Genomic DNA, 13524 nt, shown 5'->3' with positions numbered 1-13524 from the left:
TCAGCCGGCGGCCCCGTGCACGATGCGCTCGGCGCGCTCCTCGCTCGGCGGGATCTCCCCCGAGAGGATCCTCTCCGCGTGGTGGCAGGCCACCCGGTGCCCCGCACCGCCGACGGGCCGCAGCTCCGGGCGCTCGGTGTCGCACCGGTCCTCCTGCCGCCAGGGGCAGCGGGTGTGGAACCGGCAGCCGGCCGGCGGGTTCGCCGGGGAGGGCAGGTCCCCCGCCAGGAGGATGCGCTCCCGGGTGTCCTCCACCGTGGGATCGGGAACCGGCACCGCGGACATCAGGGCCCGGGTGTAGGGGTGCAGCGGCGTCTCGTACAGCTCGTCGCTGGGCGCCTCCTCCACCAGGGCGCCCAGGTACATCACCCCCACCGTGTCGCTGACGTGGCGGACGACCGCGAGGTCGTGGGCGATGACCAGGTAGGTCAGCCCCAGCTCCTCCTGGAGCTCCTCCAGCAGGTTGAGCACCTGCGCCTGGATGGACACGTCCAGCGCCGAGACGGGCTCGTCGCAGATGATGAGGTCGGGCTCCAGCACCAGGGCGCGGGCGATGCCGATGCGCTGGCGCTGGCCGCCGGAGAACTCGTGCGGGTAGCGGTCCAGCGCGTTCGCGGACAGGCCGACGCGCTCCAGCGCGCCCACGACCCGCGCGCGCCGGTCGGCGCGGGTGGCCTCCCTGCGCTCCCTGGCGCCCATCGACGCCGCCTCCTCGTCGGAGGGCCCGCCGATCCCGTGGGTCTCCAGCCCCTCCATCAGGATGGAGCCGATGTTCTGCCGGGGGTTGAGGCTGCCCAGCGGGTCCTGGAAGACCATCTGGAGGTTGCGGCGCTCCCGGCGCATCGCCTCGCCGCCCAGCGTGGCCAGGTCGCGGCCGTCGTGCACGACCGACCCCGAGGTGATGTCGACCAGGCGCAGCACCGCCCGGCCCAGGGTGGTCTTGCCGCAGCCCGACTCCCCCACCAGGCCGTAGGTGCTGCCGCGCTCGATGCTCAGGCTGACCCCGTCCACCGCGTACACGTGGCCGACGGTGCGGTCGAACACGACGCCCCGTCTGATCGGGAAGTGGACCTTGAGGTCCTCGATCCGCAACAGGCTCATGCCCTCTCCTCCTCGTCGCCCACCACGGACGGGCTCTCCAGAACGGCCCGGTCCACCACGTCGGCGTGCCGGACGGGGTTGACGCAGCGGTGCGCGTGGGCGTCACCGGTCTCCGAGCGGACCAGCCGGGGCGGCCCCTGGAGGCAGTCCAGGGTGTAGTGGTCGCAGCGGGGCGCGAACGCGCACCCGTCGTTCCAGGCGATGTTGTCGTTGACCGACCCGCGGATCGGGGTCAGCGGCTCGCCGCGCGGGGCGTCCAGCCGCGGGATCGACCCGAGCAGGCCGACCGTGTACGGGTGGGTGGGGTCGGCGAACAGGGGCTCGCGCGGCGCGGTCTCCACCGCGCGGCCCGCGTACAGGACGTTGATGTCGTCGCACAGGCCCGCCACCACGCCCAGGTCGTGGGTGATCATGAGCAGGGCGGTGCCCTCCTCGGTGACCAGGTCCTTGAGCAGTTCCAGGATCTGGGCCTGGATGGTGACGTCCAGGGCGGTGGTGGGCTCGTCGGCGATCATCACCCGGGGCCGGCAGGCGACCGCCATGGCGATGAGGGCCCGCTGGCGCATGCCGCCGGAGAGCTGGTGCGGGTACTCCTTGAGGCGCCGCTTGGGGTCGGGGATGCCCACCCGGTACAGCAGGTCGGCGGCCTCCTTCTCGGCCGCCGAGCCGCGCAGCCCCCGGTGCCTCGTGAGGATCTCGGTGACCTGGCGGCCGATGGGGACCACCGGGTTCAGGGAGCTGAGCGGGTCCTGGAAGATCATCGCCAGCTGCGAGCCGCGCAGGTCGCGCATCTTCTTGGGGGACAGCCGGAGCAGGTCGGCCTCGGTGTCGCCGGTGCGCAGCACCGCGGAGCCCCCGACCCTGACCCCGCGCGGGGGGAGCAGCCCCATCAGGGCCAGCGAGGTGACGCTCTTGCCGCAGCCGGACTCCCCCACCAGCCCGGTGACCCTGCCCTCCTCCAGGGTGAACGAGACCCCGTCCACGGCCCGGACCTCGCCGGAGCCGCGCCCGTCGAACACGACGGACAGTTCTTCGACCGCGAGCAGCGGTGTGCTGGAACCCATGCTTACTTCCTCAGCTTCGGGTCGAGGGCCTCGCGCATCGCCTCACCCAGCAGGGTGAAGCCCAGGGCGGTGACGATGATGGCCAGGGCCGGGTAGACGGCCAGCTGGGGGGCGCTGGAGAGGAACCGCTGCGCGTCGGCGAGCATCGTCCCCCACTCCGGGAAGGACGGGTCGGGGTTGCCCAGGCCCAGGTACGACAGGGCCGCCGCGTCGATGATGGCGGTGGCCAGGGTGAGCGTGGACTGCACGATCACCGGTCCCAGGGAGTTGGGCAGGATGTGCGTGAGCGCGATCTTGTGCCTGCGCACGCCCAGGGCCCGGGCGGCGACCACGTAGTCGCGGTTGCCCTGGGAGATCATCGCGCCGCGCAGCAGGCGGGCGAAGATCGGCACCTGGGCGATGCCGACCGCGAGCATGACCGTGGTGAGGCTGGGCCCGACCAGGGCCGCCACCGTGACCGCCAGCAGCAGGGTGGGCAGCGCCAGCATCATGTCGATGACGCGCATGATGACGTTGTCGATGAGCGCGCCCCAGCGCCCGCCCAGGGTGGCCGCGGCACCGGCGGTGCCGCCCAGCAGCGCGCCGGCGCCGAACCCGACCAGGGTCGCCACAACGCCGACCAGGAGGGTCTGGCGGGCGCCGATGACCATGCGGGAGAACTGGTCGCGGCCGAGGTTGTCCAGGCCGAGCCAGTTCTCGGCGCGGGGGCCGACGAAGATGTTCTGGTTGGGGAAGACCTCCCCGCCCCAGGTCTGCGCGGTGGCCGAGTAGGGGGCGATGAGCGGCGCGAACAGGGCCACGAGGACGAACAGCGCGACGACCACCGCGCCGGAGATCGCCATGGGGCTGCGGCGCAGGCGGCGGAAGGCGGTGAGCCAGATCCCGGCGCCGCCGGAGCCGTCGTCGCGGGGGCCCATCAGCTCGGCGAGGCGGTCGATCCGGTCCGCCTTGCGGGTCAGCAGGGAGGTGCCGCCGGAGCCCTCCGGGGCGCCGGCGCCCGGGTCCTGCGCGTCCTCCGCGGGGTTCTGCGCGTTGGGTGTCGTCGGCATCACTGGGCCCGCACTCTCGGGTCGAGGAGGCTGTAGGAGATGTCCACCAGCAGGTTGATCAGCACGTACATGGTCGCGATGAGCAGGATGAACCCGGTGAGGACCGGGTAGTCGCGGGTCTGGGTCGCCGCGTACACGAACGAGCCCACTCCCGGGAAGGCGAACACGCTCTCGGTGAGGACCGCGCCCGCGAACAGGCTTCCGGTGAGCAGGCCGATGGCGGTGACGACCGGCAGCATGGCGTTGCGCAGCACGTGGCGTCCGCGCACCGTACGACGTTGCAGGCCCTTGGCGTTGGCGGTGCGCACGTAGTCCTCGTCGAGCACCTCCAGGACGCTGGCACGGGTCATGCGGACGATGACCGCCAGCGGGATGGAGGCGAGCGCCAGGCCCGGGAGCGCCAGGTGCATCAGGGCGTCCCACACGACGTCGAGTTCCCCCGTGCGCAGGCCGTCCAGGACGACGAACCCGCTCAGGTCGGTGCGGTTCAGCCCCGGGGAGAGCCGGAACGCCGAGGGGAACACGCCCAGGCGCTCGGCGAAGACCACCTTGAGCAGGAAGGCGAGGAAGAACACCGGCGTGCAGATGCCGATGAGCGAGCCGCCGACGGCGGCGAAGTCCAGGACGCCGCCGCGGCGGCGTGCGGCCAGGTAGCCGAGCGGGATGCCGACGGTGACGGCGATGAGGATCGCGGTCAGCGCCAGCTCGAACGTGGCCGGGAACCGGGTGAAGAACTCCTCCACGACCGGGCGCCCGGTCTGCAGGGACGTCCCCAGGTCGCCTTGGAGGATGTTGCGCAGGAACCTCACGTACTGGACGGTGAGGGGCTCCTCCAGGCCGAGGGAGCGACGCAGCTGGGCCCGCTGCTCTTCGGTCGCGTCGTCGGGGAGGAGGGCGTACTCCGGCCCGCCGGGTAGGCGTTGGAGCCAGATGAACAACAGGATCGACAGACCGCCGAGGGTCGGGATCAGCTGGAGAGTACGCCTGACGATGAAACGCAGCACCTTCGCCGCCTTTCGCCAGTGGGGTGGAACCTCCCCCGCCGGGATGGGGCGGGGGCGACATGGACGGGGCCCGGCCGACCGGGGGACGGGTCGGCCGGGCCCTCCCCCTCCCGCGGGGCGGGAGGGGGGTTTCCGAGGCCCCGGATCACGGGGCCGTGCGGTCGGAGGCCGGGCTGTGCCTTCGGGAGTCCGCGCCCCGCTCCGGTCCGGCCCGGCGTCCGGGGACGCCGGGCCGGACCACCGGCGGCGCGGCGGAGCGTCCGGCGACGGGCCTCAGTCCTCCTTCCAGGAGCCCTCCGAGAAGTTCTCCTGGGTGAGCGGGCTGACCTCCGGCGGGTTCACGTTCTCCGCGAACACGATGGAGGGCGGGGAGCTGGAGATCGGCAGGCCCGGCAGGACGTCCATGATCTGCTCGTTCAGGCCCTGGTAGGCGGCGTTGCGCTCCTCCGGGTCCGGGTTGCCGCTGGCCTCGGCCATGGCGTCGAACAGCTCGGGCTCGTCCATGCCCCAGGCGTCGTTCTTGACGGAGAACCAGGTGCCCAGGAAGTTGTAGGCGTCGTTGTAGTCGCCGGTCCAGCCCAGCAGGTACAGCGAGCACTCGCCGCTGTCGGTGTTGGGGACGTACTCGGTCCACTCGAAGGACTTGGGCTCGACCGTGACGCCGACGCTCTCCAGGTCCTGGCTGATGACGTCGAAGATGTCGCGCGGGGCCGGCATGTACGGGCGCGTGACCTCGGTCGGGTAGCAGAAGTCGAGGGTCAGGTCCTCCTGGCCGGCGTCGGCCAGCATCTCCTCGGCCAGCTCCGGGTCGTAGTCGTAGGTGGTGACGTCCTCCGACCAGCCGTCGAGCGTGTCCGGGTGGAACTGGGTCGCGACCTCGCCGCCGGCCGGGAGGATGGTGTCGACGATGCGCTGGCGGTCGACCGCGTGGGCCAGCGCCCGCCGCACCTCGATGTCGGCCAGCTCCTCGCTGGTCTCCTGCTGGAAGGCCAGGTAGAGGACGTTGAAGACCTCGCGGGTCGGGACCTGGAAACCGGCCTCGACCAGGGGCTCGACGTCGGCCGGGGCAACCAGGTCGTAGCCGTGGATGTCACCGGCCTCCAGGGCCTGGCGGCGGGCGGTCTCGTCGGGGATGGCGCGCAGGATCATGGTCTCGAACCCGGCGGGGTCGCCCCAGTAGTCGTCGAAGCGCGCCAGGGTGACCTCGGCCTGGTCGCGGTTCCACTCCTGGGCCGTGAACGGGCCGGTGCCCGCGACGGCGCCGGGCTCGCTGGTGTAGTCGGGCAGCGTATAGCTGCCCTCCTCGCCGGTGATCTCGGCGTCGGCGATGGTCTCCAGGCTGGTGGGGCTCAGGATGCCGAACGCGGCGAGGCTGAAGCCGCCCGGGAAGATGGAGGAGTACTCCGAGATGGTGATGACGGCGGTGAGCTCGTCGGTGGCCTCACAGGAGACGTAGCGGGAGTCGGGCAGGCCCTCGTCCTCGTTCTCGGCGAAGCCGCCGAAGATCGTCTGCCAGTAGTAGGAGTTGTTGGAGCTCTGCCAGGCGCCGGTGAGGTTGTGCCAGCGGTCGAAGTTGGCGCAGACGACCTCGGCGGTCAGCTCGTCGCCGTCGTGGAAGAGGACGCCGTCGCGGAGGTTGAAGGTCCACTCCGTGCCGTCCTCGGACTGCTCCCAGGTCTCGGCCAGGCCGCCGACGATCTCACTGCCGCCGGATTCGTGTTCGAGGAGGGTTTCGTAGACCTGGCGGCTGTAGCGGAAGGTCTCGCCGTCGCTGGCGAGGAACGGGTCGAGGGACTTGATGTCGCCGGCGGAGGCGAAGACGAACGGCGCGGAGGAGTCCGCTGCCGGGTCCCGCTCACTCTCCGCACACGCTGTGGCCAACAGCGCGACGGACGCCGCTGCGGCCAGCAGGGCCAGCGGTTTCCTGGAAGACTTCGTGAACATGTCCACCTCTGTGGGGGGTGGGCGCCTGTGCCCGGGGGTCGATTGAGAGGACACTAGACCGGGGTCATAGCAGCGGGGAAGATAGACGTCCGGGTATTAATACAACCGTTTCAGATCTGTGGCGCGATCCATAGGTGCGTTTCGCTGGGCGCCTTGTTCAACCGGGGCCGAAAGTCCGGGGTCCGCGTCGCCGGGGTGAAGCGCGGGACCCGACGGGGAGTGCGGGGTAACACCGCCTTCATCTTTTGTGCGCTCCGGGAAACAATGACGGAACGTGATATTGGGTCATCGGATGAATGACCATTATGTCCATATCGGGTCTTCCCCGGGGTGCCCGTGGCGGGGGCGTGCGGGGCCTATGATCTTCCGGGTGACCACTCCCCTTGACGACGCGGCGCTGACCGCGTTCCTCGAAGGCCAGGACAGTGCCTGGCTGGCGGAACAGCTCATGCTGGCCGCAGACGACGACCCCATCACGCGGATCCGGCTGACCGCCGCCGCGGGCTCGGAGAGCGCCGTGGACGACGCGCGCGCCGTCCTCCTCACCGCCGTCGAACAGCACCTCCCCGAGGAGGAGGCCGACGACGACGCGCTGCACCGCGCCATCGACCTGCTCGACGACCTCGTCGACTACGGGTTCGAGGACGAGGGCGGCGACATCGCCGACGAGGCCCGCGACACGTACGTGGACCGCCACGGCGACGACGACAGCGACCACCTCTCCCGCCTGAGCGCCCTCGCCGACGACTGAGCCGCCGCCCGACCACGCCCGCCGTCCCCGGGCCCCGGGGCCGGGGACGTACAGAACGGCGGGGGACCGGCCGCGCCGGTCCCCCGCCCCGATCGGTCGCTACTTCCCGCCCGAGGGCGCCTTCCCGGTCCCGTCGGCGTCCTGCGCCTCGGCCGTGGTACCGGCGGGCTCGTCCGCCTCGCCCTCGGCGGCACCGGTGGGCTCGGAAGCCCCGACCGGCTCGGCCGCCGCGCCGGTCTCGGTGTCGGTAAGCCCGGCCTGCGCCTCGGCCGTCCCACCAGACGCAGCCTCTTCGCTGGACTCGGACGCCCCGGCCGCCCCGGCACCGCCGGTGGACTCATCGGCCTCGACCGCCTCGCCCTCGGCGGCACCGGGCCGCTCAACAGCCTCAGTGGGCTCATCCGCCTCGGAAGCCTCAACGGACTCGTCCGAAACAGCGGTACCCGCGTCGACGACCGCGTCGGCGGTCGTCGCCCCGGCCGCCTCATCGGACACGACGCCCTCGGCGGACGCGGAATCCCCGGCGGGCTCATCAGACGCGGACACACCACCGGTGGCCTCTTCGGCCTCGCCCTCGGCGGCACCGGTGGGCTCGGAAGCCCCGACCGGCTCGGCCGTGGTGCCGGCGGGCTCGACCGCCTCCGACGTCTCGACGGCCGGGTCCTTCACCTCAACCCCGGCGACCCCGGAATCCTCAACGGAATCGTCCGACACAGCAGTGCCCGCGTCGGTGGCCGCAGGCACGTCGACGACCGCGTCGGCGGTCGTCGCCCCGGCACCGCCGGTGGACTCGTCGGCCTCGGCCGCCTCGGAGGACACGGGGGTGTCGGCGAGGTCGCCGTCCCCATCCGGAGCAGCGGCGCCGGCGGGCTTCTCCTCACCCGCACCGGTGTCCGCGGCTTCTTCCTGCGCTCCGGCGGTCTCACCGGACACGGCCTCCCCGCCGGTCCCAGCGGCTTCAGAACCCTCAACGGACCCGTCCGACACGGTGGCACCGGACGTCACGGACGCAACGTCGTCCGACGCGGGGGCCGCGGCCTCGGAGGCCCCGTCCGCTCCCTCGGAACCGGCGCTCTCCTCCGGCGCGGAGGCGTCGACGGCTTCGGCGGACGTGTCCTCGCCGTCGGCGCCGGTACCGACCGCGCCGACCACGGCGGCGGCCTCGACGACGTCGGTGGACACGGCCCCGGAGGACGCGTCGGCCTCGTCGGCCCAGGCCGGGTCGTACCAGCTGGCCACCGGCGCGGGCTCGTCCTCGGCGGCGGGGACCGGGTCGGAGACGCCCGCGGAAGCGACGGCCTCCGACGGCTCCGGGGACACCGTCTCGGAGGACGCGTCGGCCTCGTCGGCCCAGGCCGGGTCGTACCAGCTGGCCACCGGCGCGGGCTCGTCCTCGGCGGCGGGGGCCGGCTCGGAGGGGCCCGAGGAAGCGACGGCCCCTGCCTCGGGGGAGTCGGAGGCCGCGGGGCCCGAGAAGAGCGCGGACGTGGCGAGGTCCCCGGAGTCTCCGGTGTCCTCCTCGGCGGGGGCGTCCGGGAGGGTGGTGGCCGCGGAGGCACCCGCGGTCGCAGCGCCCACGGTCGCGGCGGCGGCGCCCACGGTCGCGGTGGCCGCACCGGCGGGCATGGCGACCGCCGCGGCCAGGGCGGCGACGTCCTGGGCGCTCTCGGTGTTCCTCGGGCGCTCGGGCGAGCACCAGCGGCGGACCTCGGTGGTCCACAGCGCGATGTTGACGACGATGGCCGCCACCGCCGCCGCCAGGGCTCCCGCCAGCAGCGGCGTCACCGCCAGCTTCGAGGACAGGAACAGCGCGTACAGCGCGACGCCGAGCATCAGCAGGGCGACCGCCTGGGACGTGCGCCACAGGGCGTGGTCGCCGCGGCGGACCGGCACCGCCAGGGCCGCGGACGCGATACCCGCCAGGATCGCGGCGACCAGGAGGATCCACAGGTCGCCCACCACCTCCTCGGGGATGTCGGCCGGGAAGAGCGACCAGGTCAGATAGCCCAGCAGACCGAACACGGGAGCGGCGACGAACATCAGGACACACGTCTGCCGCACGTCCAGCGGGGGCCGCACTGGGGAGGCTGCGGGGGACGAAACGGAATCTTGCATGACAAAAGGTTCCCGTGTCGCCCTCTCCCACGCAAGACGGCAGGTCAGGACGGTTGCCCTGCGCTTTCCACGTAGGCCAGCGCCTCCCTCGTCAGGGTGTCCACGTCCAGCCGCACGTCGAACTCGCGCCCCGGCTCGTCCGGGTCCAGCGGTTGCAGGGTCTCCAGCTGGGACCGCAGCAGCCCGGGGGGCATGAAGTGGTCCGGCCGGACGGCCAGCCGCTCCCAGATGACCTCCTCCGGGCCGTGCATGTGCAGGAAGCGCACCCCCGGCGCCCCCTCCCGCAGCAGGTCCCGGTACGACCGCTTGAGCGCGGAGCAGGCCATCACGGTGGACTCCCCCAGCGCCTCGTGGTCGGCGATCCACCCGGCGAGCTCGCGCAGCCACGGCCAGCGGTCCTCGTCGGTCAGGGGGACCCCCGCCGCCATCTTGTCGATGTTGGCGCGGGGGTGGAAGACGTCGGCCTCCGCGAAGGGCAGGTCGAGGGCGCGGGACACGCGTTCGGCGACGGTGGTCTTGCCGCTGCCCGAGACGCCCATGAAGACGAGATGCATGGTTTCTCCTCGTGGGGGACCTGCACGACCGCAAGTGCCGCCACCAATAGTGATATCAATCGGTCCGGCTAGGCTTCAGCCGGACCCCCGGTCGAGACAGGGAGAACGATGGGCACTGATCACCGCACGCTGCACAACCGGGTGCTGGCGGTCCTCGGGCCCGCCATCGCCGCGGGCGAGTACTCCACCGGCCACACGTTCACCCTCCAGGGGCTGGAGGAGGACTTCGGCGTGTCGCGGACGGTGGCGCGCGAGGCGGTGCGGGTGCTGGAGTCGATGCGGCTGGTGGTCAGCAGGCCCCGCACCGGGATCCGGGTGCGCCCGATGCGGGACTGGAGCATCTTCGACCCGCAGCTGATCCGCTGGCGGCTGGCCGGTTCCGGCCGCATGGAGCAGCTGCGCTCCCTCAACGAGCTGCGCGCCGCCGTCGAACCCGGCGCCGCCGCCCTGGCGGCGGTCCGCGGCGACGCCCAGGCCCGCGCCCACCTGGTGGTGGTCGCCGACGAGATGGTCCGCACCGGCCGCGCCGGCGACCTGGACACCTTCCTCGAACTGGACATCGCCTTTCACCGCCACATCCTGGAGCTGTCGGAGAACGAGATGCTCATGGGCCTGGCACAGGTGGTGTCGGAGGTCCTGGTGGGGCGCACCTCCTACGACCTGATGCCCCGCCACCCGCGCCCGGAGGCGCTGCGGCTGCACAAGGCGGTGGCCCAGGCCATCCGCGACGGCCTGCCCGACGTGGCCGAGGCCGCCATGCGCGCCATCGTCACCGAGGTCGTCGAGGCCCTGGAGGACGACCCGACCCGGGCCGACGAGGACGACGTCCCCGCCTGAGCCGGGCCGGCGCCCTACAGCACCAGGCTCAGGCCGAAGGCCAGGCCGAACCCGATGAAGCCGATGAGGGTCTCCATCACGGTCCAGGTCTTGAGGGTGGTCTTGACGTCCATCCCCAGGAACCGGCCGACCAGCCAGAACCCGGAGTCGTTGACGTGCGACAGGGCGGTGGCGCCGGAGGCGATGGCGATGACGATCAGCGCCAGGTCGATCGACGACAGCCCGGAGGCCGCCTGCACGGCGGGGGCGATGAGCCCGGCCGCCGTGGTGATGGCGACGGTGGCCGAGCCCTGGGCGACGCGCAGGGCGAGCGCGATCACGAACGCGGCCACGATGACCGGCAGCCCGGCGGCCTCCAGGGTCTCGGCGAGCGCGCCGCCGATACCGCTGGTCCGCAGGACCATGCCGAACATGCCGCCGGCGCCGGTGATGAGGATGATGCCGCAGACGGGGCCGAGGGAGTCGCCGATCAGGGTCTCCATGCCCTGGCGGGTGAACCGGCCCCGGCTGAGCGCGAGCATCGCGACGATGACGGTGATGAGCAGGGCGATCGGTGTCTGGCCGACGAGCTGGGAGACCTGCACCCACAGCGCGTCCTCGGGCACGGTGCCGGTGGCGGCGAGGGTGGTCACACCGGTGTTGGCGAAGATGAGGAGCATCGGCAGGAGCAGCAGGCCGATGACGGTGCCCAGGCTCGGCGGGTTCTCGTGGTCCACGGTGCCGTCGGACATGATGTCGTCGGGTACGGGGATGACGATGCGCTTGCCGATCCACAGGCCGAACAGGTAGCTGGACAGGTACCAGGTGGGGATGGCCAGCAGGAGGCCGATCAGGAGCACCAGGCCCATGTCGGCGCCGATCTCGACGGCGGCGGTGACCGGGCCGGGGTGCGGGGGCACGAAGGCGTGCATCACCGCGAAGGCGCCCGCGGTGGGCAGCGTGTAGGTCAGGACGGAGCCGCCGACCCGGCGGGCCACGCTGAAGACGATCGGCAGCATGACGATGAGGCCGACGTCGAAGAACAGCGGGAAGCCGAAGAGCAGTGACGAGACGCCCAGCGCCAGGGGCGCCCGCTTCTCACCGAACGCCCTGATCAGGGCCGAGGCCAGCACGGCGGCGCCGCCGGTGACCTCCAGCATGCGCCCGAGCATGACGCCGAGGCCGACCAGCAGGGCGACGTTGGCGAGCGTCCCGCCGAACCCGTCCAGGAGGGTCGGCATGATGCCGCCGACGGGGATGCCCGCGGCGACCGCGGTCAGCAGGCTGACCAGGACGAGCGCGAGGAAGGCGTGCAGCCTCAGGCGGATGATCAGGAACAGCAGCAGGGCGATGGCCCCGGCCGCGATCCCCAGGAGGGGACCCGTCCCGTAGACGGGGGTGAAGTTCTCCACAGCGGAGCCTTCCGGTGAGCGGGTGACGGTGCGACAGGGTCGTCGGATGGCACGACCTCGACCCGGCCTTGAACCGAGTGCACGAAATGGTAATACCATTTGTGAGCATCTGTGAACACCGGAGTGGGTTTCTGTGACCCCGGCGAGACCCGCGTCACCCGCACCCCCGCGGACACGGGCCTTCCGACCCGAGAGTGACCCCCATCACTACCGACGCGGCCGGGATCCCTCCGGATCGGGGACGTGAATTCCTCCGTCGCCTTTTGCGAACACACGGACACCGGCCGCCGCCCCGCCCCCTTGGCACCCCCTCCGGGGCGCGGCCGAACACAACGTCGAATCCCCGAACACACCCGCATTGACCTGGAGCGATCCTTCACCTCCCCGTTTAGGCGAGGGGTTTATTCGGTTTTCCTCACCGCCCGGAAAAGCACGAAGGGCGGCACATGGTTCACCATGCTCTTCAAGCTCCGAGCGCCCCCGCGGAACACTCTGTCCGAAAATTACTAAAAGGTGCTTCTATCGCATGTCCACGAACTTCGGCCCCGTCGACCCCGAACCCTTGACAGCATGCTGTCAAGATGACAGGATGTTGTCATGAACGCTGAGAGCACGCAGATCGTCCACCTCGCCGTCTACGAAGGCCTCGCGGACTGGGAGATCGGGCACGCCGTCGCCACCGTCCGCAGCGGCGAGTGGCAGCGCTCCCCCGGCCGCTACGACGTGGTCACCGTCGGGCACAGCGGCGCACCGGTGACCACCATGGGCGGTGTCACCGTCCTGCCCGACATCACGCTGGCCCAGCTCAAACCGTCCACCAGCTCCATGCTGATCCTGCCGGGGGCCGCCTCCTGGGACACCGACCCGGAGTCGATGACCTCCTTCGCCTCGGCCGCCGGGATCTTCCTCGACGCCGGAGTCCCCGTCGCGGCGATCTGCGGGGCCACCGCCGGCCTGGCCCGCGAGGGCCTGCTCGACTACCGCGACCACACCAGCGCCGCCCCGGAGTACCTGCTGGCCACCGGCTACACGGGCGCGGGGCGGTACCGCAACGCCCTGGCCGTCACCGACGACGGACTGATCACCGCAGGCCCCACGGCGCCGATCGAGTTCGCCCGGGAGATCTTCGCCCAGCTGGACCTGTTCGCCCCCCGCACCCTGGAGGCCTGGTACCGCCTGCACGCCCAGCACGACGCGGGCGCCTACTTCGCGCTGACGGAGGGGGCCTGAGCACGGCCGGTCCCGACGCGGGCAGAGCCGAGCTGCTCAGCGGGACCGCCCTCGCCGTCTTCCGCCTCAACGGCCAGTTCCTGGCCGTCGCCGAGGAGCTGGCCCGGCCGGCGGGGCTGACCGCCGCGCGCTGGCAGGTGCTCGGCGCGGTCACCGACACCCCCAAGGCGGTGTCGGGCATCGCCCGCGAACTCGGCACCGCCCGGCAGAGCGTCCAGCGCATCGCGGACGTGCTGGTGGAGCAGGGGCTCGCCGAGTACCTGCCCAACCCGGCGCACAGCCGGGCCAAGCTCCTGTCCCCCACCGCGGAGGGGGTCGCCGCCCTGCGCCGGATCGACCCCGCGCACGGGCGGCTGGCCCGGGCGCTGGTCGCCGAACTCGGGGAGGAGGGCGCCGCGAGCGCGCTGGCCTCCCTGCGCCTGCTGTCGGAGGCGATGGAGAGGATCGGCCCGCAGGGCTGAGGGGGCGGCGCAGTATCGTCGGT

At 72.1% G+C, this 13524-nt stretch carries 12 protein-coding genes; 4 read left to right on the top strand and 8 right to left on the bottom strand.

Translation table 11 applies throughout. From position 1 onward, the window contains the following. The 5 genes from BUE45_RS10985 to BUE45_RS10965 form a co-directional block, all read right to left on the bottom strand. Positions 1-1101, bottom strand: coding sequence for an ABC transporter ATP-binding protein (locus BUE45_RS10985; protein ID WP_073378447.1), 1101 nt, complete (start codon positions 1099-1101; stop codon positions 1-3). After that, the gene (locus BUE45_RS10980) at positions 1098-2165 is read right to left on the bottom strand and encodes an ABC transporter ATP-binding protein (protein ID WP_073378445.1); all 1068 of its coding nucleotides are present in this window, start codon (positions 2163-2165) and stop codon (positions 1098-1100) included. Before BUE45_RS10980 ends, BUE45_RS10985 begins: the two co-directional genes overlap by 4 nt. 2 nt (positions 2166-2167) lie before the next feature. Then, the gene (locus tag BUE45_RS10975) at positions 2168-3214 is read right to left on the bottom strand and encodes an ABC transporter permease (RefSeq protein ID WP_073378443.1); all 1047 of its coding nucleotides are present in this window, start codon (positions 3212-3214) and stop codon (positions 2168-2170) included. After that, complete coding sequence (locus BUE45_RS10970; RefSeq protein WP_073378441.1) at positions 3214-4218, bottom strand: ABC transporter permease; 1005 nt, start codon at positions 4216-4218, stop codon at positions 3214-3216. Before BUE45_RS10970 ends, BUE45_RS10975 begins: the two co-directional genes overlap by 1 nt. Positions 4219-4491: 273 nt before the next feature. Then, complete coding sequence (locus BUE45_RS10965; protein ID WP_073378439.1) at positions 4492-6162, bottom strand: ABC transporter substrate-binding protein; 1671 nt, start codon at positions 6160-6162, stop codon at positions 4492-4494. A gap of 370 nt (positions 6163-6532) precedes the next feature. On the opposite strand from BUE45_RS10965, the gene BUE45_RS10960 reads away from it, so the two are divergent. Continuing rightward, complete coding sequence (locus tag BUE45_RS10960) at positions 6533-6913, top strand: hypothetical protein (RefSeq protein WP_073378902.1); 381 nt, start codon at positions 6533-6535, stop codon at positions 6911-6913. 99 nt (positions 6914-7012) lie between these two features. Here the strand turns inward: BUE45_RS10960 and BUE45_RS32495 are convergent, their stop codons facing one another. Together BUE45_RS32495 and BUE45_RS10950 are read right to left on the bottom strand one after the other, a co-directional pair. Beyond that, positions 7013-9028: a hypothetical protein gene (locus BUE45_RS32495; RefSeq protein WP_178378508.1), complete on the bottom strand. Its 2016-nt coding sequence runs from the start codon at positions 9026-9028 to the stop codon at positions 7013-7015. Between the two features lie 44 nt (positions 9029-9072). After that, the gene (locus BUE45_RS10950) at positions 9073-9582 is read right to left on the bottom strand and encodes a gluconokinase (RefSeq protein ID WP_073378435.1); all 510 of its coding nucleotides are present in this window, start codon (positions 9580-9582) and stop codon (positions 9073-9075) included. A 108-nt stretch (positions 9583-9690) separates the two neighbouring features. On the opposite strand from BUE45_RS10950, the gene BUE45_RS10945 reads away from it, so the two are divergent. Further along, entirely contained in the window at positions 9691-10419 is a 729-nt protein-coding gene (locus BUE45_RS10945; RefSeq protein ID WP_073378433.1) for a FadR/GntR family transcriptional regulator, read from the top strand. Between the two features lie 14 nt (positions 10420-10433). On the opposite strand, the gene BUE45_RS10940 is transcribed toward BUE45_RS10945, so the two are convergent. Next, positions 10434-11810: a GntP family permease gene (locus BUE45_RS10940; RefSeq protein ID WP_073378431.1), complete on the bottom strand. Its 1377-nt coding sequence runs from the start codon at positions 11808-11810 to the stop codon at positions 10434-10436. A gap of 597 nt (positions 11811-12407) precedes the next feature. Between BUE45_RS10940 and BUE45_RS10935 the strand changes: the two genes are divergently transcribed. Continuing rightward, positions 12408-13040 (top strand): DJ-1/PfpI family protein, encoded by a 633-nt coding sequence (locus BUE45_RS10935; protein ID WP_073378429.1) that lies wholly within the window; start codon positions 12408-12410, stop codon positions 13038-13040. Further along, on the top strand, positions 13037-13501 hold the full coding sequence (locus BUE45_RS10930; protein ID WP_073378900.1) for a MarR family winged helix-turn-helix transcriptional regulator: 465 nt from the start codon (positions 13037-13039) through the stop codon (positions 13499-13501). The genes BUE45_RS10935 and BUE45_RS10930 overlap by 4 nt, the downstream gene beginning before the upstream one ends. Positions 13502-13524: the final 23 nt, after the last annotated feature.

It is taken from the genome of Nocardiopsis flavescens, assembly GCF_900141985.1.
GTDB classification, from domain to species: Bacteria; Actinomycetota; Actinomycetes; order Streptosporangiales; family Streptosporangiaceae; genus Nocardiopsis; species Nocardiopsis flavescens.
This window is presented reverse-complemented; position numbering and strand designations above follow the sequence as displayed.